Here is a 24902-nt window from a genome sequence, read left to right on the forward strand (position 1 = left end):
TTTATTTCCCGCAATAGTCGATCACGCTGGCGATCTCGGTCTTCAACGACCGGCGATGCACGATGCGATCAATGTATCCATGCTCAAGCAAAAATTCGCTGGTCTGGAAGCCTTCGGGGAGTTCGATTCCGATGGTCGCTTTAATCGTTCGCGGTCCTGCAAAGCCGATCAACGCCTTCGGTTCAGCAAAAACAAGGTCGCCCAGTGACGCAAAACTGGCCGCGACGCCACCCATTGTTGGGTTTGTCAGAACGCTGATGAACAAACCGCCGGCCTCATGATAGCGGGCGAGTGCCGCGGAGACTTTGGCCATCTGCATCAATGACAAAATTCCTTCATGCATCCGGGCTCCACCGCCACTGGCGGAGATGATGATCAAGGCGAGGTTTTGTTCGGTTGCCCGTTCGATCAGACGTGTCAATCGCTCGCCGACGACACTGCCCATGCTGCCCATGATGAAAGCGCTGTCGGTGACGGCGAAGGCGACGCGACGGGCACGGATCATTCCGGTCCCCGTCAGGACGGCGTCGGTGAGACCGGTCCGTTTTTGCTCGCCAATGAGCCGTTCCGCATAGGGCCGGCGGTCTTTGAACTCGAGCGGATCGGTGGGCCGCAACTGCTCGTTCATCGGCTCAAAGGTGCCTTCATCGAGGACCTGAGCGATTCTTTCCCACGCGCCGACGTAGAAGTGGTGGTTGCACTTCGGACAGACGTTGAGCTGTTGCTGGACTTCTTTTCGATACAGCGACGCGCCGCATCCGTCGCATTTCAACCACAAACCTTCAGGAACCCCTTTGCGGCGAGTGTTTTTCGCAGCGGCGGAGGAATCTGTTGATGCAGCCTGGTTGGCCGTACCGTTGCCTTTGCCACCTTCGGTTTCGGGCGAAGGCGATTCTGGGGATGGTGTGGCGCCAGCCGAATCAGCGGGAATCGTTGTGTCCACAGGTTGTCAACTCGAGGTATTCGAAGAGGTCAGCGTTGACCGCGACGGGCGCGGTCGCGAGACAGATTAGTCACAAACTACGTATCAATCCAAAATCATATCGTCGACGGTAGCACCGCCGGGGATCATTGGTAATACGTGTTCTTGATATGGAACTTCCACGTCGAGCAGGAACGGTCCCTTGGAATCGATCATCTCTTTAAGGGCACCTTCCAGGTCCGCTTTCCGTTTGACGGTCGCGGCGCCACAGCCATAGCCCTTGGCGATTGCGACGAAGTTCGGGTAGCGATCGGTCGCGTATTCGAATCGATCTGCCGAGCTCTTGCCCTTGGCTTCGTCGTGATGAATCGGTCCGAGATAGGTGTGGGCTCGGTTTCGTTCCATGAACCGATCTTCCCATTGGACCACCATGCCGAGGTGTTGGTTATTGAGCAACAGGACCTTCACGGGTAATTCTTCGCAGAAGCACGTCGCGAGTTCCTGGATGTTCATTTGGAAGCTGCCGTCGCCGTCGATATCGACCACGAGAGCACCCGGATGGGCCGCTTGGACGCCCATTGCAGCCGGCAGGCCAAATCCCATCGTGCCCAGACCGCTGCTGCTCATCCAAGTCCTTGGTTGACGGAATTTGTAGAACTGAGCCGCCCACATTTGGTGCTGGCCCACGCCCACGGTGATGTAGGTTTCTCGGTCGGCGGTCAGGTCGCTCAGGGTGCTGATCGCGTGCTGCTGCAGAATACCGTCGAATTCGGTGTCGTATTTCAGGGGATATTTCGCTTTCAGCTCGGTGCAGTGTTTTTGCCAGTCGCTGATGTCTGGTTTTTGCACGATCCGGTTCAGTTCGGTCAAAACCTGTTTGACGTCGCCGCGAACAGGGATGTGAGCCTGTTTGTTCTTGTTGAGTTCCGACGCGTCGATATCGACATGGATAATCTTGGCGTCTTTGGCGAACGCCTCCACCTTGCCGGTGACGCGATCATCGAAACGAACGCCCAGCGAAATCAGCAAATCGCAGTCGCGAACGGCGTAGTTGGCGTACGCGGCACCGTGCATGCCCAACCAATCGAGCGAATGTGGGTTCTCGGGTTCGACCGAACCGAGGCCCATGATCGTGGTAACCGTTGGGATGCCGGTTTTGGCGATCAGGGTTCGCAGTTCTTCGCTGGCCTCGCCCAGAACGATACCGCCACCGGAGTAGATCACCGGTCGACGGGCCATCCGGATCGCGGCGGCAATTTGACGAATGGTTTCGGGAGGAACCGAGGGAGTCGACGCGTCGTAACCGGGCAATTCCATTGGCGGATCCATGTCGATCGCCAAATCGCTCAACTGCACGTCTTTGGGCATGTCGACGAGAACGGGCCCCGGGCGACCGCTCATGGCAACGTGGAACGCCTCTTTCATGATCCGCGGCAGATCCGCGATATCGGTGACGAGATAGTGGTGTTTGGTGATGCCGCGACAGATTTCGACCATCGGCGTTTCTTGAAACGCATCGCTGCCGATTGCTCCGGTGGGAACTTGGCCGGTGATGCAGAGCATTGGAATGCTGTCGAGTTTCGCGTCCGCAATCGCGGTCACGAGGTTCGTCGCCCCGGGGCCACTGGTAGCCATCACGACACCGATTTTGCCCGTGCTGCGTGCGTAGCCTTGAGCCGCGAACGCACCGCCCTGCTCATGGCGAGGCAGAATTGTGCGGATGGAATCGCCGTATCGCGTCAACGCCTGGTGCATTGGCATGCTGCACCCGCCGGGGTAAGCAAAAAGTACTTCGACACCATGGTCGACGAGAGATTTGACCAGGACATCGGCTCCGTTCATCACGTGCTGCTCGGCGGCGGTAGACGTGCTCGAAGCGGTACTCATCAGCGGGTTCTTTCGGTTCAAAAGTAGAGGGTCTGTGGGGAGCGTGGCGAGAATTCTAGCCAGTTTGACAAGGATGGGGCCGGATGGACCTTGCCCCGAGGCGAGAAAACTTCCGATTCTTGACCCCTCAAAGTAAATTCCACGCAGCAAACTGACAATGGTGAAAACAGGGAAGTGTCCATGATCGGTTGGTCGATGAACCTATTTGCGGTCGCAATTGGTGGAGGTTTGGGCGCTTTGTGCCGATACGGCCTCACCTTGTTGTGCACGCAGACCCCGCTATCGAAGTTTATCGCAGGCGTAAGTCACCTAGTGGGCGGTGGTGCGAGCTTTGCAACCACTATTGCGAATTTGTGCGGCTGTTTACTCCTGGGCATGCTCTATCAATGGGGCGAAACTCTCGCGTCGGTGGGGGATTCGCCCTTGAGTCCTCGCATGATGCTAGCCATTCGGGTCGGCGTTTTAGGCAGTTTGACGACGTTTAGCACCTTGGTCGGTGACGCGGCGGTACTCGGTTCGGAAGGCCGGACGACGATGAGCCTGACATTAATGAGCGTCAATTTGATCGGCGGTTGGGCCCTGTTCCTGATCGCGGCGGCGTCCGTACGAGGAGTACTCTCATGAGGATGGACAAATTGGGTTGCCTCCTCTCTCGATTTTGTGCCGCTTTGCAGAACCGTTTATTCAAAAAAGCCTGCCAGCGGGTCGTTGCGATCGTCTGTGTTTTCGGCGTTTTCGCGGCAGTGGGAGGGCGGTCGGTTGCCGGTGAAGTTGAACAACTCGATTTGGCGAGTCTCTCCCTACAGCCCGCCTACGTGTCACCGGCCCAAATTCGAGTAAGTAGTTGTCTGCGAGCGGTCGCGTTTTCTCCTTTGGATTCAAACGCCCCTCCGCCCGTTCAGTCCGTTTCGTATCTCCAGCCACAGGCTGCCCCCACAACGATTGGGGTCGCGGTTGGCGACGCCGGAACGATTCTTCGCAGCGAAGACGAAGGAAAATCGTGGTGGCCGGTCAACAACGTCTCGATCGCAACCTCTCAGGAACTAGACCCGAACGACGGATCGAACGGTCGGTTGGGCAATCTCTTCGGCGGTGGTGCGTCGCGGGGCGGCACGCTCGGTGGTCGCCGCAGTCGTCAGGAACTGCTGCCGATCCCGTTTTGTGAATTCTCAGATGTGCTGTGGCTTTCACCACGTGACGTGATTGTGGTCGGCGGCGGTTACGAACCGGTAACCGGTGTCAGTCGCGGCGTGTGCTTGATCAGCCATGACGCGGGTGAAAACTGGCATTTGGCCGATGCCCATGAATTGCCTCGGTTGAGGCAGGTTCGCATCGGTCGTCGTGGTGCGTGCGAGGCCATCGGCGATCCTTCCGAAGCCAGCGGTGTGAATCGGTTTGGAAGTTACGACGGAGGCGAAAGTTGGGTCGAAGACATGCTGCCAACGTCTGCCGACTCCTATTCCTCTCGTGGAAACGAAGACGCCCTGACGATCGAAACGGCCTCGGGGAAGGTCTCGGTTGAAGACATTTGCGAGACACCCACAGGATTTCAAATCGCGGTTACCTCGCACGGGCGAATCTTTCGCGGTTCGCCCGGCGGAGGGCACTGGCAGGCGGTACGTGGTGAAGATCGCCGGACGGCCATTCTGTTTATTGCGTCATCGTCATCGACGGTGCCTTGGGCGTTGGTGGGGCGAGAAACGTTGCAAGAGAATCGACGAACCACAATATTTCTAGACGATGAATCCTTGCAGCATGCGGACGCTCCAAGTTCGAAAGCGGCTTTGCGTAAGAAACTCGATCGATGTCGTGCCGCCGCCGCGATGTTGGGAATCTCCAATGTCCACTCGTGCAATCAATGGCACCCATCGGGCAAGATAGCGTCGACAGTGGAGCCGGCATCGGCTGACCAAGATGTTGGATTGCGGAGTCAATGGTTGCGAGAGCATCAGCCTTCGGTTGTCGTGCTTGATGAAAGCTTGGCACCGTCGGCTCGTCGGGCATGGCAGGCGGCGATCGAGCAAATTCAAACGCGTGCGTTCAGCATTGATACGAGTGAAACGCAAGAATGGTCGGGACCGCGAAGAATCGTGCTGACTCGGCCGGTCGGATCGGCAAAGCCGGTCGTCGATGCGGATCCGCGATGGCAAAGAGCCTGGAATCACGCATCCGTTCTCCAGGGCAACGCGTTGTTAACAGGAGCGGGCGTGCTCGCAAATGACCTCGCCGTTGACGCACTCATGCTCGCCGCACCGGGACATAGGTCGCCAACGGGAATTGAAGTGGCGACCTTGGCGGACTCGTCCGGGAGCGTTCGCAGGGATGTTTCTTTGGCGGCCGGTATCGAACTATCGCACGGCCAAAATCGTGACGAAGGTGAAACGCAAACAGCGTCACACCGTCGGTTGCAAATCACGACCGCTCGAATGAACCAGACCTCTCGTTTGCGGGAAGAGCTCCGCGGTGTTGGTGGTGGACGTCATTCGCACGCTGAGTCGCTTCGTTTGAAGCATCAACTGGAACAATTGCTCGCCGTCACGGCGCCCGACGATCGCACGCGTTTGCTTTGGGAAGGTCTTTCCGAATCCGCCAGAAGAAGTGGCGACGTCACTTCGGCGAATGAAATTTTGCTGGGGCTATTGGCTCAACATGGCCAGCCCGCGTCCGTGCGGCGGTGGGCCGATGTCATGCAAGCGGCACTGTCGTCGAGCATCGAAATGAAGGCAAGTAATCCAATGGGACGTATCCAGAGTGCGTTGCGAAGGGAATTTTCCGATGGAGCCAACGCGTTGACGCAGGAGGTGCCACGCAATGCGCCGGAGAACCACGAGGCTGGCACAAAATCAGCCCAGCCTTTGTCGCCGTTTCAGGTCGCGCCGGCATCGTTTTTATCTGGAGTGGAGGTCGCGAACGCACCCGCACCGCGGATTCTTGTGCCTGAAACCAAGCGGACCGTTTGGCAGTCCACTCGTGGTGCTCATGCGTTTGCGACACCGATTTCGTCCTTCGTCGGCACGGGAGATTCATCGGCTCAGGTTGACGCGTCTGAGCCCGTCATGGCGAGAATCAACTGGGATTACCACCCGATCGTGATGGGAGCACGGGGGATCACCCCAACGGTCGCAAAGCGAACGGGTTCCAAGCTCCGTCCGGTGTTGAATCCATCGCTAAGTCCACTGGCGGCGACTGCGTCCGGCCCGTCGAAGGCGTCCGCTCCGCTTGCCTCTTTGCCTGACGATGATTCGTTTACGGCGTCCGCGAAAGACACGTCTCGCCGTGTGCCCCGTTATCTCCCGCCGAAAACTCGAGATCGTCCGCTGCTCGACGCGTTTGATGACGATTCCTGCTGGATCGACGCTGACGTGTGGCACGACGAGCGGATCACCGCGAAATGTTCCGCGGATGATGACTATCTTTATTTTGCGATCTATTCGACCGAACCGGGCCATGTGCGTCTCTCGCTTGATTGCGACGGTGACTATTTGACGTCGCTGCAGTTCGATTTGTTGCCTGACGGGTCGCGTCGAGCCAGCGTGAACGGCGTTCGAGCGATCGCACCGGTTTGGTATGCCGCGGTTCAGCCTCACGTTACGGAGGACGGTCGGGCGACGGCAGGATCGGATTCATCACGTCGGATGGTGGCGGAAGTCGCTATCGCCCGTTCGAGCCTGCCTGCCCCGGTTTGCCGGGTTCGGGCCAGTCGAGTCGGCCGTGGCGCCGATCCGGAATGGGACGTGATGCCTGACTCGCGTGATTGGCATCCCTCTCGGCAATCGACGCCGAGTCGCCAATACTAGAATGATGAATAGCGAAGCCGAAACCACCGACGATCGATCTGAAATGCATCCCGAGTCCCCCAAACTCTCGTTGCGCCCCGACGATGACGTCATGCAGGGGCCGGAGAAACGCCTGTTCGACCACATCCGAAATTGGGTGGATGTATTCCCATGGCTTCGATTGGTTCGCGTTTGCCGGGTGGCGGGTGGTCCGGTCTGGATCACTCACGCATTTCTTGTTTTTGCGGTTTGGGCGTTCGGGCTGAATTGGCTCGTCTCGGATCGAGGGATCTTTTCGGAACCGATCCCCGTGCGATCGATCATTGCGATCCCCGTGTGGACGTCCGCGTCGCCGAGTGATGCCATCGTCCCGTTGGTGGAGTCGGTGATCAATATCGGTGCGGATCGCGAATCGCAATGGTTTGATTGGAAGGTCGTCCTTTGGACAATCGTCGTGTGGTTACCGACCTCGATGGCGTTCCTGCGAGTCGGGGCGATGTTAACGGCCGGACGCGACATGCCTTCTTACGTGGTGACGTTTCGTGACGTTTTTGGCCGGATTGGCGGTGGTGCGTTGATCGTGATCCTGCCGTCGCTGGTCGCCTCACTTTTTTGGCTCGTTTCGTTTGGACTGACTTGGTTGGCAGATTGGGTTGCCGGCCCGCAAGCTGAGGTGAATTGGGCGGCCTGGGTGACACTCCCGATCGTATTGCCGTCGACGTTGATCGCGGCTGTCTTGGTGCTCGGCGGGAAATTTGCGACACCTCTCGGACTGGCGGCGTTGATGATCGAGTCGGATCCGGACCCTCTCGATTCGCTCAGTCGAGGCTATGAGTACACGCTCCGCCGACTGCCGCAGTTAGTGTTGCTGATCGTGGTTGCCGTCGCGATTGCCTCGGTCGTGATTGCCGGTTGGGTTGGGATTTGCCTGGTCGGCGGAAGTCTGGCGAGCACGTTTGGCCCGCCGAACCGACCGCTGTTGCAGTGTCTGGCGTGTCTGCCGTCGGTCGTGGCGGTGATGTTTGGATGGTCGATGGCCGGAGGCATTTATCTTCTGTTGCGGCAATCCGCCGGCGGCCAGGAGGTCGAGGACATCGCGGTGAAATCAGATCATTGGAAATCGCCCAAATTGCCGTCCGTTCAATCTCAGTAAGCGTGTGGCGTGTCCGAGGCGATGCATCGAGCGATCTCGCCCTCTGTTAAGCCATTATGTTGCGTGAAACGGTCTTTCAACAAAATGGCGAGATTTGTTAAAGCCGATGTTTCCATGCGAATGCGAAGAAGTTTCGTGCCGCTCGAGCCCACTCGACTGAACGATCGGAAGCATCCCGATGAAGTTAAAAACAACCACTCACTCCGACGCGTCCCTCAAAACACGCCGATCGATCGACTCGCTCTTGCGTGTTGATGCGGCGCGATTGTTGAGGATTCGGATGGTCGCCGCTTGCCGTGGTGTTGCCGTCGTGGGCGCTGCGTCGGTACTCGTTTCGACGGGGTGCCAGCAAGCGGGCGGTACCGGCGGATCCGCCGTCGCTCCGATCACTCAATTGCCGGGCCAAGCCCCCATCGCGGGACCAACGATGCCAGCACTCGGCCCGTTTGGTGCTTCGGCACGCGTCCCACCCCCTGCCACCGGTTCCTATGGAAATCCGAACGCGGTGGCTGGATCGTCTTTCAACACCACCCCGGCCAGCTATGCACCATCGACTTTGCAGCCGATGAGCTACAACGACCAGGGCGGAAACCAAATCGCGTTGGCTGGTGGTGCGGCAACTCAATCCGCTGGCCCAGTCGGTTCGGGATGGATGGAAACCAGTTCCAACCAAAACATCCCAATCAACCCGCTGATGGATCTTTCCGGTTCCAACAATGGTTTGCGTAGTGGTGGGATGCCGGTAAACGATTTGACCAATGCACCGCCACCACCGGGATACACCGGAGGCATTGGGTACAACAATCAACCCGGGCAATTCACCAACCAACCGAGCACGCAGGGATATCAACCGCCCTCGAATTTACCCGGCCAATATCCGGCGACGCAGTTGAACCCGAACGCGAACTATGGCGGCGGTTTTGTTCCGCAGCCGACTAGTCCACCGGTGCAGCAGTACAACATGCAGAGCACGTCGCAGCCGATGTCAGGTGGCGGGATTGCTGAATCCGCCCCCGCCGCAAATCAACCCGCGTTCTCATCGGCAGATCGTCCGGTTCAGTGGCAAGCCCCGCGTCGATAACGCGGCACCGGCTATTCGCCAAGCGTCGAGAGATCTCGCGACAAGCAGTCGTGATGGATTCGAACTGAATACAGGTTCCGGACTGACGATCCGGCCTACTCGCGTTCGTTGACTAGCGATCGAGTTCGAAGGGGCGACTGCCTAAGACGACGGTGACCTGCAAATCTTCCTCGTCGCGGCGGACGTCCAAAACAATCGATGCCCCGGCACCCGCTTTGCCGACGATCCGCATCAAGTGACCGACGTCGAGAATGTCGACCCCGTCGGCTCGCCGCACAACATCTCCTGCGACAACCCCTGCGACTCCCGCAGGTGATGCATCGCCTGCAATGCCGGTCACCAATGCGCCGCGAACGCGAGTGTTCTCGCTCGCCAACAAGTCATCGGGAACTTCCTGCAAGCTCACGCCGAGATAACCGCGTTGCACTCGTCCGGTCGTTCGAATCGACTCGTAAACTTGACGCGACAGGTTGCTCGGGATGGAAAAGCTGACGCCTTGATAGGTGTCGCCAACGATTGCTGTGTTGATTCCCACCAGCGAGCCTTTGGCGTCAACCAATGGGCCGCCGCTGTTGCCGGGATTAACTGCGACGTCGCTCTGCATGAAATCCTGATAACGACCACTGGCCCCGTGTTGTTCCCCGGCGCGGACCCAGCGGTGTTTGCCGCTGAGGATACCGAACGTGACCGTGCGATCGAGTCCGAACGGGCTGCCGACTGCCCATACGGGCGATCCGACTCGGAGCGAGTCGCTGTCGCCCCATTTAATCGGCATGAGACGATCCGCTTCGATCTTAAGAACGGCGAGGTCAGTCAGCGAATCGGTGCCGACAACTTCTGCGGGCAGTCGCCGACCATCACCGAGTGTGATCGAAATCGATTCACCGTCAGCAATGACGTGCCGGTTGGTCAGGATGTATCCGTCTGCGTCGACGACCACACCACTGCCTTGATCGGACATCCCGAACATTTCACCGCCTAGAAGACGATGCATTTGTTCTTCATTGGGAGCCGGTTTGCGTTGCACTTCGATGTGAACGACGGAGGGGCCGATCCGCGATGTCACCATCTCGTACGCGCGGCTGAGTGAATCGAGTGATACGTTCTTCAGGCCTTCGCCGCCGGTTTCGTATTCGGCACGGAGTTCACCTCGGTGCCACGAATAACGAATCTCTTCGACGATACGTGGGACGCTGAAACGTGCGATTAGCAGCATGACGATCATCGACGCGATCAACGTCATGCTCTGGATGATCGGGTTGGGACTGACTTTGGCCGCTACGGGTGTCCCCTTCTCTTCTTCCTGCACGTTTGGCGAGTCGGCAGGGGACGCATCGATTTCGACTTCTAGCGATTCGGTCGAGGCGTCCAAGTTGGGTTGCGAATCAGGCTCAGAAGCCGCTGGGGGCGACGAAGCCGCGATAGGGGGAGGCGTAACCTGGTCCAAAATCCCCTCGCACGAGATCAACGGCCCGGTCTCGGGGACCGGTACTTTCAGGCGAAAGGAGACCAACTCACGCGGCTCGATAGCCGTGTCGAGCGTGAGATCGCGAGGATTTGGCGGAGTGTCATCCCGCATGGGTGCCATCCTAAATGATTGAGTTTCGAGCCCATCACACCAGTGCGATTTATTGTCGCGGTATGAAATCGGACCTCCCCGGTCCGGCCACCCGATTGTAGCGAAACGCAAACGCAGCGCAACGAAAAAGTTGTTTTTTAGGGGGGCTAGATTTGATTTATTGACGGTTAAAGCGGTTTTCATGCGTCTTGCTCTGCCGGTAATGGCGGATGTCGTCTCAGATCGCTCGCGTTCTGAGTCCGCGGGCGGTTGCCAAAAACGGCGAGGTAGAGCAAAATAGTTCGTGTTCGCTGGGAACTTCACCGTTCCAGCGGACCAGATCAGGTGAGGTTTCTGTGCCTACCAGGTCGAACCGGGAGGATAAGCGAATTGGTGAGCGGCCTCACTGGAACTGAGGTACCCCGTAAGGGGCTGCGAGTTCGAGTCTCGTGTCCTCCGCTCTGAACGAAAAAAAGCCCCGTCGAACAAATTCCGACGGGGCTTTTTTCATGGAATCGCTGAAGCGGGACACTAAGCCTCCGATGCGCTCGCTAAAACGTCTCGGTTTCCGCGGGCAGTCAGGCTGTCTGACAGGCAGGATTCTCTCGAACCCCAAAAGGAAGACTGGTGGGACCGAGGCGGGAACCAAGGCTACCGCTTCAAGTGTGTTTTAGATCAATTCAGGAACTCTCCCAACTGTCCGACTTGTATTCGTTTAGTAGTCTCAGAACGAATCTTAATCTTCTAAAGCTCGGTGGCGAAACGCTTTTGAAGATGCGTTCGAGTTTGTAGGGCAAAGCAAGTTCGATATTGAATGGAATTGAGGCGATTGGTTTGCCTCAGGGGATGTTCGTGGTGGGCTCGGGGCGGTGGGCGGTTCGGAGGGAGGGGGCTCGTCGCCGAAGGCAGTCGTCAGTTTTTTGTGAAAAACGATCCGAAAAGAGGTTTTGTCTATTGTAATACAATAGCAATGTTGGTGATAATGCAATTGTAGGGACGCAATTGGCTGATTTCGACCATTACGCGAGCCTCTCAAAATTCTCGTGGGAATGCGTTTGCAATTGATTCGGTATTCAGCCCTGCGTTTTGATCCTTCATTTCTTTAAAAGGGAACCCCCATGCTAGCTACCCGATGGTTGGTGATTGCTCTGATGCTGACGCCTGTTTTTTTGGGCTGTGAAAGCTCAACCGAGCCCACTATTTCCACGACGACTGACGAGTTGACGCAGTTCATCGCGGATAACCCTGAACTGAACGTGACAGAAGAAGACTCTGCCGGGTTGGGGACGGGGCCAGCGAAGGGTGAAGTAGAAGGGAAATAGTTCTTGCCGCCAGCGATCACTTTTTCACGTGTCTCGGCTTGGCAAGGTTTGTTTGCAGCGATGGCGACGGATTACATCGTGGTAACCGTTGCATTTGATTATTCGTTTTTTGTTGTTTGTATTTTCGGAGATTGAGATGTTATCGATTCAACGCAGGCGTGCGTTTACGCTGGTGGAGTTGTTGGTGGTGATTGCCATCATTGGTGTGTTGGTGGGGCTGCTTTTGCCTGCTGTTCAAGCCGCACGTGAAGCCGCGCGGCGGATGAGTTGCAGCAATAATTTCAAGCAGATCGGCTTGGCCGTTCACAACTACCACAGTGCTTACAGCCAGATGCCCAAACAGGGTACCGGGACGACTGGCACGACCCTGAACGAAGGCCAGAGCACAACTTGGGCTGGTGCATCTTGGGGACCTCCCGGACACAACCGGATGGAACTGAGTGCCTTGGTTGGGATGACTCCATTTATCGAACAGCAGGCGTTGTGGGAACAGATTTCGAATCCACTGGCATCGCCGCAAAACCCAGGCTCATTGTTTTCACCAATGGGACCTAACCCTGGCCGAAACCTTGCGAGTCACTCGAACGATCGTTACGACCCATGGTTGGCAAACATCCCTTCGTTCCGTTGCCCCAGCGATCCTGGTGTTGGGCTGCCTGCACAAGGGCGTACCAATTACGCCGTCTGTCTTGGAGACTCGACGACACGCAGTAACATGGGAGTCTATTGGCACAACGGAGCTACCGATTCCCAAATGTATGAAATGGCACGCGAGTCCAACCGAGGCGCGTTTCAGCCACGTCGTGAATCACGTTTCCGTGACATCCTCGATGGTCTCTCGAACACGATCTGCATGGGCGAAATCGCGACTGATCTCGGCGACAAAGATGCTCGTACGGAAGCTGCTAAAAATCCGAACGTGTCGGATTCATGGAGCCATTCAAAGGCTAACAATCTTGCCGCCTGTCAAACGGTTAAGGACCCAGAACGCCCGCAATTCTGGGCCACGACGGGTTCGAATGTTGCCAGTTTGACGTCAACGGTTGAAGAGCGACGTGGATACCGTTGGGCTCACTTCACGCCTATTTTTACGGGCATGCTTACGATCCTTCCACCAAATCGCGAAGTTTGCAATTCGCAACCATCCCAGCCTCAATGGCTCGCCACGGGAGAATCCACCGCACCACCGAGCAGTCGTCACCAAGGTGGTGTGCATGTCTTGATGTGCGACGGTGCTGTGAAGTTCATCACCGATTCGATTGAAGCGGGCAATCAAAACAGTGCCGAAGTACGTCGGGGTGGTCCCTACGTCGCACCGGGATCGGCTAGCCCATTCGGGCTCTGGGGAGCACTCGGAACTCGTGCTTCTAAGGAAACGATCGAAGCAGAACTGTAAGCCGCTGAGGTTTCACCAAACATCGTTTGGGATAGTGCTGAAAACGCCAACTCGGGCTCCTCATGGGAGTCCGAGTTTTTTTATTGACTAAAATACCGCATTCATCTTGCAGGCTCAGTTTAAACCTGTGGTTGAGATGAGACCGAATGCACGCCGTATCGGATCCGACGTTCCATCCCGATTGCAAGAACTAATGTTACTCGAATCAATAGCGAGTGATGGTCTCATGCAAGTTGAGGATGACTCGGCAAACCTGTGACCATGCGGCTATACGCGGCAGGTCAGATGAGTTGCTAGTCGGGTTTCCGATCCGAAGGAACTTCGCGGCATCGCCAGGGTGTTCGCTGAAATAGGTCGACTGACGATCGAGAAGGTCTCGTAATGAATCGGCTTCCTCGGGAGTGGCGTTTCTCGCGATCGCTCTTACGAACGCGGCATCCAAAAGGTCTTCAAAGGAGGCGTCCGGGTTCTCATCGAGCAGTTTCTCTGCCATGGCATGAGAGGCTTCCACAAATGTCGGGTCGTTGAGCAGCGTCAACGCTTGTTGAGGGCTATTCGATGGCGAACGATCGGCAGTGCATTCATCACGAGAAGGGGCATCAAAATTGACCAGCATCGGATGTAAGAACGTTCGTTGCCAATGCATGTAAACGCCGCGCCGATATTGGCGTGTGTCATTGGATGCGGTGTAGCCGCGATTTGGGAATTGCAGGTTGGAGTAATGTCCGCCCGGTTGATACGGGTATACGCTGGGGCCACCGATGTAGTTTTGGTTGAGAATCCCAGCGATCGCAAGCGCGTTGTCGCGAATCGCTTCGGCTTCGAGACGCCGCGGTGACGCTTGGGCGAGCAAGCGGTTGTAGGGATCCAGTTCAACCAGTTCGGTCCGCCGCGTGACGGCTTGGCGGTACGTGCGGCTGGTGACCATCATCCGCACCATGTGTTTGACATCCCAACCGCTGATCACGAATTCACTCGCCAATCGATCGAGCAACAATGGATGGCTCGGCCATTCGCCTTGACTGCCGAGGTCATCGAGTTTGCTCGACAAGCCGGTGCCAAAGAATTGTTTCCAAGTTCGATTGACGAAGTGGCGAGGGACCAGCGGGTTGGTCGGTGAATTCAGCCATTTCGCGAGATCGGTTCGGTTCAGACGCCGGCCACTCGACCCTTCTCCGGCGGGCAAGAAATGCGGGAACGCGGGTGGAGCGAGTTCACCGGTTTCGTCTTGCCAGTTCCCGCGCGGCAGCACACGGCTGACGGGGATTTTGTCGTCTGGAATGGTTTGGGTCACCAAGGTCATCGCCATTGCGGAGTGGCGATCCAGAATCTCGTTTCGAAAACGTTGAACTTCGCTGCGTTGTCGTTTGAGTGGTTCGGTGGAGCGGTGGAAGGCACTCGCGAGGGTCGCGCGGTCACGTTCATTGCGGTGTTCCGGGCTCTTCGCCAACGATTCGATTAGGTCCGCGGAGGCAGCGTTCCAGCCGGCAATCGCATCGCCAATTGGTGTCACCGAGAGCCGTACGCGTCCAACGTCGGTGCTTTTGAGTCGGATGACGAGTTGTTGGTCGTCGGACAATTCGAGCGGTTGATCGAAGTGATAGACCGCGGTGTGGGGCAGTTGGTTTTCCGTCGTCAGTAGTTGCCAACGCGATGGGCCGCTGCGCCAAAGGTCTCCGAGCGTGCGAGGCGGATGACCGTTGCGGAATCGTAATGGATCTTCACGATCGGCTTCTCCCCATGCGACCTTGAGGTTGTATTCAGGGTGAACCATCACCTCGGCTGGAATTTCGATCCGTGTCGACGGCTTCGGCGTGGTCGGTGTTTCTTGTTGAAGCGTGTTTCGGTCTTTGTCGAGCAACGTCAAACGAAAACCGTCGAGGCGATTTTGAAGGCCGTTGTCGGTGCGGTTCCAGACGACGACGGATTCAACGGAGTGTTCGCTGCCGAGATCGACCTCCCACCACGGATCGTGACCGTTGAGACTGGTGTGCGTCACCGAGTTGGCTTTGTGATAGTCACCTTCGGTGTTTCCATCAATGGCCAGCGACGCTGCGCCCGATGTGTAGTTTGATGACTGTGAGGCCGTTCCTTGCAGGGCAACATTGATTGGTTGTCCCTCTTCGTTTTTCTCAGACGAAAAAATCTGTACTTCGGCCAGCGAAAGGATTTTTTTGTCGCTCAATTCGATGCGAACGTAGCGGGGCCGATTCGGACGCATCGTTGGCCCGTCATCGCTGCTAATTACGTGGGCGGAAAAACCGAGAGAAAATCTCCCGTCTTCTCCTCGTCCCACATAGTGATCGTTTCTCTCATCGGGCAGAACTTCGACTCTCACCGAATTGATCTTGGTCGGAGTGACCGGCCGCGTTGTGATTGAAATCGTTTCGGTTTTAGCAGGTTTCCCCGTCAGCAGCAGGCTGCCGTCGTCGAGCACTTCGTGTGCAGTTCCCACAGAGGTGTCGCTGGCGATGATCGTTGTCGGGATCCATCCGTCCGGATGCATCGCGAGCGTGTTGTTAAGCGAGCGTTCCCAGTGCTGATAGGTTTCTGAACGAAGCGTTTTTTGGCCCAGGCCGGCCATGAGAATGTCGTCGCGTTGATGGATCAGGGATTCAATTTCTCGCTTGAGCGAAGGCGAGGCGACTCGTATTTCCGGAGGGAATGGATAGTCGTTGTTGAACCCTCTGAGATCCTTGTTGGGCGAATAACCGTAGTCAGAATAGACGCCCCACTGTTGAATGTCGTCAAAGAACGCACCGAGCGAATAGAAGTCTTTCGCCGAGAAAGGATCGTACTTGTGGTTATGGCATTCGCAGCATGCGAGGGTCGATCCGAGCCACGCGGTGCCGATCATACGGACGCGGTCGGCTTTGTACTTGGCCAGGTATTCCCCCGGTTGAGCACCACCCTCACGCGTGATCATGTTTAGACGCAGCAGTCCCGTCGCGACTAAATCCTCGGTCGTTGGGTTTGGTTTGAGGTCACCGGCTAACTGCTGCATCGTGAATTCGTCGAACGGTTTGTTCTCGTTGAATGCGTTGATGACGTAGTCGCGGTATGGGAAGATTCGCATGTTCTGGTCACCGTGAAAGCCAACGGTGTCGGCGAACCGTACAATGTCGAGCCATGAACTGGCCATGCGTTCGCCGAAATGGGGCGACGCGAGCAGTCGATCGACTTGGCGTTCGTATGCGTCGGCGGACGAATCGGCGAGAAACGCGGCGAGTTCTTCCGGCGTTGGCGGAATACCGATCAGATCGAGACTGACTCTGCGAAGCAGGGTGGCTTTGTCGGCGAGTGGCGAAGGTGCGATTGAATCCTTTTCCAGCCGCGAAAGAATGAACGCATCAATGGCATTTTCGATCGCGTCGGTGTGGGCTTGGACGTCGGGAAGTGCCGGATGCGTCAGCGGGGCATACGCCCAATGTTGTTCGTATTCCGCACCCTGTTCGATCCACTTTGCGAAGAGTGCTTTCTCGTAACTGGTGAGGTGATGTCGGAATTCTTCCGGTGGCATCTGTTCGCCATCACCAATGCCCATGATGCGTTTATAGACCTCCGAGGACTCCAAATCGCCTGGCACGATTCCTCTTGCTTCGTCGTCAGAATCCAGCGGGCCGGTTGCCGATTCAAAAGAGTCTAGGCGAAATGCACTTTCGTTCTCGTCTTCGTCGGGGCCGTGACAGGTGAAGCACGTGTTCGACATGATCGGACGAATGTGCGCGTTGAACATCACACGTTCGGGCAACCTTTCAGGTACCGATGTTGCGACGAGTTGCTCTGAGTTGGATTCGTCGGCGTTGATTGAAACAACGCCAAACGCCAAGGAAGTAGCAAGAGCGATGAAAGAGATGCGGCGCATGGAACGTTCGGGAATGAATGCGGTAGCGGCAGGATTGGAAAGCGGACGCCGTTCGGATGGTTTCAGAGACGTCTTAGGAAATGATGTCATGTAGCACGTGGGCCGGTTCGACACCGGTTAATTTCAGGTCGAGTCCTTGAAACCGTGCGGTCAGTTTTTCGTGATCGACGCCGAAAAGATGCAACAGCGTGGCATGGAGCGAACGGACAGGGACTTCATTTTCGACCGCCGCGTAACCGAGTTCGTCTGAACTGCCGTATGTCATCCCGCCTTTCACACCACCTCCGGCCATCCAAACGCTAAACGCGTTGATGTGGTGGTCTCGACCCGTGCCCTGTGCCATCGGTGTGCGTCCAAATTCACCACCCCAGAGTACCAAGGTGTCTTCGAGGAGTCCGCGATCTTTGAGGTCCTTCAGCAAGGCCGCCGTGGGGCGGTCGGTGTCCATTGCCGATTGAGTAAATCCGCTTTCCAAATTGCTGTGGTGATCCCAGCCCCGATGGTACAACTGGACGAAACGCACACCCCGTTCGAGCAGTCGTCGGGCGAGCAAACAGTTAGACGCGTACGATCCATCACCAGGGCGTTTGACGCCGTAATTCGCGAGCGTTTCTTTACTCTCGGTGCTCATGTCGGCGAGTTCGGGAACCGCCGATTGCATCTTGAACGCCATCTCATACTGGGCGATTCGTGTTTCGATTTCGGGGTCAATGACCTCTCTGGCTAACATGCCGTTGAGCCGCTGGACCTCGTCGATGACTTGTCGTTGGGTGGATTGGCAAACACCATCGGGGTTGCCAATGTAATGCACTGGAGCGCCGGATGATTGGAATGCAACGCCTTGGAATTTGCTCGGCAAGATTCCCGCACTCCACTGCCTTGCCGAAACAGGTTGTGCGCCGGGACCCGATGAAGTCATGACGACGTAGCCGGGCAAGTTTTCCGTTTCGGCGCCGAGTCCGTAGAGCATCCATGAGCCCATGCAGGGTCGACCCTTAATAATCGATCCGGTGTTCATGAACGCGTGAGCGGTGTCGTGATTGATTTGTTCGGTCGTCATGCTGCGGATCACGCAAAGATCATCCGCGTGTGCTCCCGTCAACGGAAACAAATCCGACATCTCAATGCCCGACTCACCCCACTTTCTGAACTTGGTGAACGATTTGCGGGCGATCAGCTTTGCGCCCTGCAACTGCGCGAGCTGTTGGCCGGCGGTGAAGGACTCGGGAAAAGGCTTTCCATCGAGCCGATCGAGTTCCGGTTTCGGGTCGAGTGATTCGACATGGGAGGGGCCTCCCGCCATGCATAAGTGGACAATGCGTTTTGCCTTCGGCGCAAAATGGGGAATCCCAGGAAGAGGCGGCCACGGGTGATCACTCGGGGGAGTTTCACGCGCGGAGAGCGATGTTTTTCCTCCGAGCAGCGACGCCAACGCGAAAGTGCCGATGCCTGCGAATGACTTTGATAGGAACGTGCGACGTGCCCAATCCGTGCGAAGACGATCCAGCTCGTGAGGTGCCTGATTCATGATGGGAACTTTGCGAAGGTGGGATTTAGAAGGTGGGGTGATGAGTGAGGCCGGTTTGATTCGTTCGCCGATGTTGCCGGATTTCGGGGCCTGAATTGTCGCGAACTCAGCTTCTGTGAAAGAACACGTCATCATTTGATGATGCGTTCGCGAACTGGTTGTTTCGGTTCAGCCTTGGATCTCGAAGCCTTTTCGGTATTCACGTGATAGTAACGCGTTGGCTTGGTCGTCACCGATGATTTCTTCCTTGTTTGCGTCCCACTTCATGGGCCGGTCAAAACGGGCGGAGATGTTGGCGAGGTGACAAAGGTCGATGGCACGGAGGTGGCTGGTGACGTCGGAGATCGGTTCGATTCGTTCGCGGGTGCAGTGAAAGAAATTTGCCCAGTGGTTTTTGTGCTGGTTGAACGGCGTCGGCAGTCCTTTGTAGGTTTTCGCGATTGCATCGGCGGGCAGCGGGGTGTCGGCCAGGTCTTCGACCGGTTTTCCGGTCAGGTCGCCTCGGCTGACGAAGATTCGCCCTTTGGTGCCTTCTAGCAATACGCCGTTGCGTCCGCCACTGTTGATGACTAATTCGGCGCCGTCACTCATCGTCGCGGTCATCGAAAAGGACGTTGCTGTGTGGTATTGGTCGGTTCGTGTTGGGAACCCGTTTTCGAAAGGCACGGGGAATTTTGCTTCGCCGCCTACGGATACGACGGTGTCTGATTGTCCGGCCTGTCGCAGCGACCACATTGCGATGTCGACGTGGTGGGCGCCCCAATCGGTCATGCTGCCGCCGGAATAATCCAGCCATGATCGGAATGTTTGGTGGCAATTCGTCTTTCCGATGACCCAGTCGTTTGGATCGAGTGACGAGTCAGGGATCCAGCGAAACGGCGACTCGGGGGCTGGGCCGAGCCACTGATTCCAATCCAACCATTCGGGAATTGCGTGTACGGGAATTGGGCCTGAACCGCCACCACCGCCAATCGCAACGGTTGCTCGCGTGATTTGCCCCAACCGACCGTCGCCCGCCATCGCGACCGCTTTGACAAACAGGTCGAGGAAGCTCCGCTGCATCGTGCCCACTTGAACAATCCGGCCGGTCTCTTTCTGGACCTTTCGAATCTGCTTGCCCTCGTCGATGGTGAGCGTGAGCGGTTTTTCGCAGTACACATCTTTTCCCGCACGCATTGCTTCGATCAGGATCTTTGCGTGCCAGTGATCAGGCGTGGCAATGTAGACCACGTCGATTTCATCCATGTCGAGGATGTTGCGATAGTCAACGAATCCTTTTGCGTTCTTGGCATCGCCGTCAAAGATCTTGTTGATCGCCTTCTCGCGGTGATTCGTGTCGACATCGCATACGGCGACCAAGTCACACATGCCCTTGGCGAATCGCATGTGGTTGTGTCCCATCCGCCCTGCGCCGACCAGGCCGAGCGCCGGACGGTCGTTGGCCGAAGCCGTTGCGGCTATCGATGTTGACGTTGCCGATGTGAGTGCAGTTGCCGAGGCGAGCGCAGCCGTTTGACCGAGGAAACGACGACGCGATGGGGTGAAGTTCAGTGCCATAGTGAGCTTGTAAAATCAAAGTGAATGGAAGGTTGTTCGATGGACGAGGAAGGTGGCAGGCCGGTCAGCGCCGCGACCGTTCGGGGGCCGGGGCGGTGTTGACGATTTCGAGTTCGCTGGTCGCGGTGTCGTCTGCATTGAGGTCACCAACTGCGTACTGGATACCGGCTAGGTAGTGCCGGAGCACCAACGGCGACCAATAGGTTGTGTTGTTGTGACCGAAGTTGGAGTAGAAAACGCGACCGTCTCCGAAGCGATGTATCCAGGCGACCGGGCGGAGCGGGATCGCGTTGGTCATGTGAAGTTGTTCCGGGTGCAGTTCGGGAGCATCATGGTTTTCCGGCCGATCAAGGTCCAGCGAGATCAGTTCACGCGATTGGGTTTTGTCATGAGTGCCTTCGCGGTATGCATAGATTTCGTCTCGTAACCAGAATCCCGTTCCGCCGATCGCTTGGTTGATCGGGTGCTCCGGTGAAGTGAGCTTGAACGCCCAGGTTCCTTGCGGTTTCCAAGGATGGCATTGGAAGACCCCGTTGATCATTCGTGCTCCATCGATCCAACCCTTGCAACTGTCGGCGGCCGCATGGACTCCGATGAGCCCTTTGCCTCCTCGGACGAATTCTAAGATCGCCTCTTGTCCGGATTCGCCAATGGTTTTGTCAAAGTCCGTGGTGTTGTTGAGCAGCAATGCATCGAACTGCGCCAAGTTCGCCGGAGAGATATCCGCGGGATCGTCACTGAAGGTGACCTCGAACGCGCCGCTGGATTTGGCAATCTGTTCGTAGGCAAAATTGGCTGTTGCGATTGAAGCGTGGGGGTACTGGCAGCGGTAAAATACAAGTACTTTCCGAACACCTTGAGGAGTCGTGATGCTCGACTTCGGTGCCGCTTCAATGATGAACTGCTTTTCGGTCTCGCTTGGTCCGTAGTGATCAAACAACACGTTTCGTTTCTTTGGCCAATCGAATTTGACCCAACCGTCAGGTGCGCGTCCTCGGTGTTCACCGTATAGACGTATCGAATTTTCATTGGGGGAATCGGCCCGGGCAGGAGGCAATGTGCCGAACGCATATGTGAGACTAAGCGTGAGACCTAAGACGCGTTCGAAGCGAAAGAAGGAACCACGTTGGAACGAAAACAGATGCATCATTGCTCAATGATCTGAGGTGGGATGTTGGCGCGAAGCCGGGCGGGCAATTCAAGGTGACTTGAATCGTGATGATGTTGATCAGGCACGACGAACAACGAGTGGAATGGTCGTTCGATTGACATTCAATAGTTCGTAACGCGTGGGACGCAGTGTCGAGATGAAGGGGGTGTTATGGCCCCTGGCGTACTCGACCGAACATGCCATGTGTTTTGATTTAACTCGTCCAATCGTAGTTGATAAACTATGGACGTGTGTTGATGAATTCAAGTCGACATGTGCAGTGTTGAACGCTTTCGTTTCTTCACAGCATCGAGTGATCGAGTACACTGCAAGACCGGCATATCGGATTGCAAGTTGAGATCACCCACACGACGTGGTGCGTAAGGATCTTAGTCTTGGAAGTCCATCGACTTTGTCGGCCCCGCAACGTCCCACCTCTGCTTCCTCGTTCAAGGAAATTTCTGTGATTGATCGAGCCTCTCGGTTCCGCAGATCGCATTCGCAACCTCTCTTTGCGATGCTATTGCTGCTTGTTTCGTCGGATCTCGCGTGGTGTGAAACGACCCCTGACAAACAAACTCAATCTATCGACTTTAGTGAGCAGGTCAGTCCGATCCTTTCGGACAAATGCTTTCACTGCCACGGTCCCGATGCCCAGAACCAAGAGTCCGAATTTCGCGCCGATACAAAAGAAAATTTGTTTGCGGATTTAGGTGGATATTTTGCGGTCGTCCCCGGGGATCTCGATTCGAGCGAGTTGCACACGCGGATACACAGTGATGATCCGATCGATCAAATGCCACCGCCGGATAGCAATCGGTCGCTAACCGAAGCAGAGAAAAAAGTCCTCGACGCTTGGATTGAACAAGGTGCACCGTACGAAGGTCACTGGGCGTTCGAACCGCCTCAACGACCTCAAGTGCCTGTCGAATCGCTGAGCGAAATGCGAGGCAAGGACGGATGGAGCGATGAGACGGTAGATCGATGGCTCGACAATCCGATAGATGGATTCATTGCCGAACGACTCATCGACGAAGGACTCGCCCCCTCGCCTCCGGCAGCTTATCGCACTCTGTTGCGACGAGCCTCATTAACATTGACCGGTTTGCTGCCTCCGAAAGAACTCATTGAAAAGGTCACCGCCGATCCGAGCGAGGAGTCCTATCTCACCGCGGTGGATTCGTTGCTCGATTCGATGGCGTATGCAGAACGACAGTCGCTGCGTTGGCTTGATGCGGGCCGGTACGCCGACACCGATGGGTATCAAAACGACAGTGAACGTACGAACTGGCCATGGCGAGACTGGGTCACCCGTGCCTTTCACGAAAACATGCCATTTGATCAGTTCACCATCGAACAGATCGCAGGAGACATGTTGCCCGATGCGACCGATTCGCAGCGTTTGGCAACGACGTTCAGTCGGAACCACCGACAAAACAACGAAGGTGGTGCTTTGGCGGCGGAGTTTCTCGTCGAGAATGTGATCGATCGTGTGGAAACCACGTCCACGGTTTTTTTAGGTCTGACGTTTGGATGTGCCCGTTGTCACGACCACAAGTACGATCCGCTGAGTCAGAAAGAGTTCTTTCAGCTCTACGGCTATTTCAATAATATCGGCGAACGTGGGATTGGACGCGGCATTGATGCGATGCCAACTCTCACTGTCGTTTCCCCGTTAACGCCGGTTTCGCAGGAAGACATTGATCGCTACCGGGAGGCTGAAGCGAAACTCGCGTCGGCAAAATCGGGGATGAAGCAACGGATGAAGAAGTGGATCGCCGCGATCAATGAAGATACGTCGAGCAGCCAATCACGGACTTGGAACAACGTCACGCTGGACAAGGTGACGTTGCGTGGTGACGGCGAACTGATTGCCGATGAAAATATCGTTCGATACGTCGGTGCCGACGCCCATAGCGTTGCTTATGAGATTGTGTTTCACCCGACCGTTAGTGACGACAGTGGTGATTCGAATGCGACGGAGAACACGAGCGATACGGTGGATGCGATCCGTATCCAAGCGTTTGTCGATTCAACGTTCACGAAACCGAACCGGTTTTCGAACAGCGTGAATGGTAACTTTGTGCTGACGGGGATTCAGTGCTTTTGTGGTGAAGATGAGATTAAGTTCAAAAACGCGATTGCGAGTTACGAACAAAATCGTTTTCCCGCCTCTCATGTCATCGACGGCGACCCGGCAACGGGTTGGGCGGTGCATGGCATTCATTCAGACACCGTTGAGTTGACACTCAATCTCGAAACTCCGGTGAGGAAGGTCGTCGACCAGCCACTCCGAATGGTGATGAATTTTGACAGTAGTTATGCGGATCATTCGATCGGCAAATTTGTCGTGCAGACAAATGCCGGACAGGAGCCGAACGACGATGTGCCCGCCAGCGACGGTGTCCCTACGATCGACGACGTCCCCGCAATCGATGATGCCGCGGTCCTAGCACTATTGAACAAACCTGAGAAAGATTGGTCGGCAAAAGAACGCAAAAAAGTCGAGGCGTACTACGCCAAAATCGATGAGCCGATTGTGGAGGCGGAAAAGAACCTAGCCGACGCGAGACAGCCGATCCGCGATGCCGACGCTCGGCCCACGCGAGTGATGGTGATGAAGGAACGCGACGGTGAACCCGCGGAAACCTATCTTTTGATGAGGGGACAGTACGATGCTCCTGATAAGTCGGAATCGTTAACACGCGGCGTGCCTACCGAGTTGTTGTCACAGGATGCGTCCCAACCCGCGGATCGTTTGGGATTTGCCCAGTGGCTCGTGTCGGCTGAAAACCCGCTGACTGCACGGGTGACGGTGAACCGATTTTGGCAAGATCATTTCGGTGTCGGGCTCGTCAAAACGGTTGATGATTTTGGACTGCAAGGTGAGATTCCATCACATCCCCAACTGCTTGATTGGTTGGCGGTTGAGTTCATCGAGTCGGGGTGGGATGTCAAGGCCTTGCATCGTTTGATCGTGACCAGTGCCGCGTATCGGCAATCTTCACGTACCACTCGTGAGTTGACCGAGATGGATCCCGACAACCGCTTGCTTGCCCGTGGTCCGCGTTATCGCGTCGATGGGTTCGCGATTCGTGACGTGGCTTTGCAATCGAGCGGTTTGCTCGTTGATAAGCCGGGTGGACCGAGCGTGAAACCGTATCAACCGGCAGGTTTGTGGGAATCACTTGCAGCGAATTCAGGGCAGAAATATACGATCGGCAAAGGCGATGAGTTGTATCGCAAGAGCATGTATTCATATTGGAAACGGGCGGTTAATCCTCCACGTCAAACGATCTTTGACGCGGGAGGGCGTGAGGTTTGCAACGTGCGTGTGCGACGAACCAATACGCCGCTGCAGGCACTCGCGATGATGAATGATCCCACGTTTGTCGAGGCGGCCCGCTCATTGGCTCAATCAGTTCTCGAATCTTCCGAGCAAAGCGACGAGCAACATGTGGTGGCGATCTATGAAGAGGCGGTTGCATTGCCCGCAGATGAAGAGGCGATTGCGGTTTTGTTGGAGAACCTTGCTTTCTTCCGGACGCATTATGAGCAGCAGCCTGAGGCTGCAACAAAATTGCTGGCTGTTGGTCAGTCACGGAGAAACGAAAACCTTTCGGCGACCGAGCATGCGGCGTTCACTGCGGTCGCTCACTTGGTCTTGAATCTCGACGAATTCATCACGGTACAGTAGTTTGTAAAAG

At 56.2% G+C, this 24902-nt stretch carries 14 protein-coding genes and 1 tRNA gene; 8 read left to right on the forward strand and 7 right to left on the reverse strand.

Translation table 11 applies throughout. The annotated features are described in order from the left end of the window. Position 1 precedes the first annotated feature (1 nt). Both accD and ilvB read right to left on the reverse strand, forming a co-directional pair. Entirely contained in the window at positions 2-943 is a 942-nt protein-coding gene (gene accD / locus FHS27_RS00760) for an acetyl-CoA carboxylase, carboxyltransferase subunit beta (RefSeq protein WP_184300402.1), read from the reverse strand. 84 nt (positions 944-1027) lie between these two features. Next, positions 1028-2809 carry a biosynthetic-type acetolactate synthase large subunit gene (ilvB, locus tag FHS27_RS00765; protein WP_184300406.1) on the reverse strand — a complete coding sequence of 594 codons (1782 nt, stop codon included), beginning with the start codon at positions 2807-2809 and terminating at the stop codon, positions 1028-1030. 195 nt (positions 2810-3004) lie between these two features. Here ilvB and FHS27_RS00770 point away from each other — a divergent pair, with 195 nt between their 5' ends. The 4 genes from FHS27_RS00770 (at position 3005) to FHS27_RS00785 (ending at position 8819) form a co-directional block, all read left to right on the forward strand. After that, positions 3005-3433, forward strand: a complete 429-nt coding sequence (locus FHS27_RS00770) for a fluoride efflux transporter FluC (RefSeq protein ID WP_246419004.1) — start codon at positions 3005-3007, stop codon at positions 3431-3433. Beyond that, complete coding sequence (locus tag FHS27_RS00775; protein WP_246418957.1) at positions 3430-6606, forward strand: hypothetical protein; 3177 nt, start codon at positions 3430-3432, stop codon at positions 6604-6606. The genes FHS27_RS00770 and FHS27_RS00775 overlap by 4 nt, the downstream gene beginning before the upstream one ends. Positions 6607-6610: 4 nt before the next feature. Next, positions 6611-7738, forward strand: a complete 1128-nt coding sequence (locus FHS27_RS00780) for a hypothetical protein (RefSeq protein WP_246418958.1) — start codon at positions 6611-6613, stop codon at positions 7736-7738. A gap of 178 nt (positions 7739-7916) precedes the next feature. Beyond that, entirely contained in the window at positions 7917-8819 is a 903-nt protein-coding gene (locus FHS27_RS00785; RefSeq protein WP_184300415.1) for a hypothetical protein, read from the forward strand. A gap of 112 nt (positions 8820-8931) precedes the next feature. Here the strand turns inward: FHS27_RS00785 and FHS27_RS00790 are convergent, their stop codons facing one another. Continuing rightward, entirely contained in the window at positions 8932-10407 is a 1476-nt protein-coding gene (locus FHS27_RS00790; RefSeq protein WP_184300418.1) for a S1C family serine protease, read from the reverse strand. A 346-nt stretch (positions 10408-10753) separates the two neighbouring features. Between FHS27_RS00790 and FHS27_RS00795 the strand changes: the two genes are divergently transcribed. The 3 genes from FHS27_RS00795 (at position 10754) to FHS27_RS00805 (ending at position 13095) form a co-directional block, all read left to right on the forward strand. Continuing rightward, positions 10754-10836 (forward strand) — tRNA-Ser (locus FHS27_RS00795). Between the two features lie 659 nt (positions 10837-11495). After that, entirely contained in the window at positions 11496-11699 is a 204-nt protein-coding gene (locus FHS27_RS00800; RefSeq protein WP_184300421.1) for a hypothetical protein, read from the forward strand. Between the two features lie 136 nt (positions 11700-11835). Next, positions 11836-13095 carry a DUF1559 domain-containing protein gene (locus tag FHS27_RS00805; RefSeq protein ID WP_184300424.1) on the forward strand — a complete coding sequence of 420 codons (1260 nt, stop codon included), beginning with the start codon at positions 11836-11838 and terminating at the stop codon, positions 13093-13095. A gap of 205 nt (positions 13096-13300) precedes the next feature. Here FHS27_RS00805 and FHS27_RS00810 read toward each other — a convergent pair whose 3' ends face one another. From FHS27_RS00810 to FHS27_RS00825, 4 genes are all read right to left on the reverse strand, one after another. Then, positions 13301-16960, reverse strand: a complete 3660-nt coding sequence (locus tag FHS27_RS00810; protein ID WP_246418959.1) for a DUF1553 domain-containing protein — start codon at positions 16958-16960, stop codon at positions 13301-13303. 73 nt (positions 16961-17033) lie between these two features. Then, positions 17034-18488, reverse strand: a complete 1455-nt coding sequence (locus FHS27_RS00815; RefSeq protein WP_184300430.1) for a DUF1501 domain-containing protein — start codon at positions 18486-18488, stop codon at positions 17034-17036. 168 nt (positions 18489-18656) lie between these two features. Continuing rightward, entirely contained in the window at positions 18657-20045 is a 1389-nt protein-coding gene (locus FHS27_RS00820; RefSeq protein WP_184300433.1) for a Gfo/Idh/MocA family protein, read from the reverse strand. A gap of 64 nt (positions 20046-20109) precedes the next feature. Continuing rightward, positions 20110-21195 carry a ThuA domain-containing protein gene (locus tag FHS27_RS00825; protein WP_246418960.1) on the reverse strand — a complete coding sequence of 362 codons (1086 nt, stop codon included), beginning with the start codon at positions 21193-21195 and terminating at the stop codon, positions 20110-20112. Between the two features lie 517 nt (positions 21196-21712). On the opposite strand from FHS27_RS00825, the gene FHS27_RS00830 reads away from it, so the two are divergent. Further along, positions 21713-24892: a PSD1 and planctomycete cytochrome C domain-containing protein gene (locus FHS27_RS00830; RefSeq protein ID WP_221224787.1), complete on the forward strand. Its 3180-nt coding sequence runs from the start codon at positions 21713-21715 to the stop codon at positions 24890-24892. Positions 24893-24902: the final 10 nt, after the last annotated feature.

It is taken from the genome of Aporhodopirellula rubra, from assembly GCF_014192335.1.
GTDB classification, from domain to species: domain Bacteria; phylum Planctomycetota; class Planctomycetia; order Pirellulales; family Pirellulaceae; genus Rhodopirellula; species Rhodopirellula rubra.

Bases quoted from the DNA above. Each gene is read 5' to 3' on its own strand.
- FHS27_RS00800 (WP_184300421.1), top strand. From the start codon at position 11,496: ATGCTAGCTACCCGATGGTTGGTGATTGCTCTGATGCTGACGCCTGTT.
- FHS27_RS00820 (WP_184300433.1), bottom strand. From the start codon at position 20,045: ATGGCACTGAACTTCACCCCATCGCGTCGTCGTTTCCTCGGTCAAACG.
- FHS27_RS00830 (WP_221224787.1), top strand. From the start codon at position 21,713: ATGCTATTGCTGCTTGTTTCGTCGGATCTCGCGTGGTGTGAAACGACC.
- FHS27_RS00770 (WP_246419004.1), top strand. From the start codon at position 3,005: ATGAACCTATTTGCGGTCGCAATTGGTGGAGGTTTGGGCGCTTTGTGC.
- FHS27_RS00780 (WP_246418958.1), top strand. From the start codon at position 6,611: ATGAATAGCGAAGCCGAAACCACCGACGATCGATCTGAAATGCATCCC.
- FHS27_RS00815 (WP_184300430.1), bottom strand. From the start codon at position 18,488: ATGAATCAGGCACCTCACGAGCTGGATCGTCTTCGCACGGATTGGGCA.
- FHS27_RS00790 (WP_184300418.1), bottom strand. From the start codon at position 10,407: ATGGCACCCATGCGGGATGACACTCCGCCAAATCCTCGCGATCTCACG.
- FHS27_RS00805 (WP_184300424.1), top strand. From the start codon at position 11,836: ATGTTATCGATTCAACGCAGGCGTGCGTTTACGCTGGTGGAGTTGTTG.
- ilvB (WP_184300406.1), bottom strand. From the start codon at position 2,809: ATGAGTACCGCTTCGAGCACGTCTACCGCCGCCGAGCAGCACGTGATG.
- FHS27_RS00810 (WP_246418959.1), bottom strand. From the start codon at position 16,960: ATGCGCCGCATCTCTTTCATCGCTCTTGCTACTTCCTTGGCGTTTGGC.
- FHS27_RS00825 (WP_246418960.1), bottom strand. From the start codon at position 21,195: ATGATGCATCTGTTTTCGTTCCAACGTGGTTCCTTCTTTCGCTTCGAA.
- FHS27_RS00775 (WP_246418957.1), top strand. From the start codon at position 3,430: ATGAGGATGGACAAATTGGGTTGCCTCCTCTCTCGATTTTGTGCCGCT.
- FHS27_RS00785 (WP_184300415.1), top strand. From the start codon at position 7,917: ATGAAGTTAAAAACAACCACTCACTCCGACGCGTCCCTCAAAACACGC.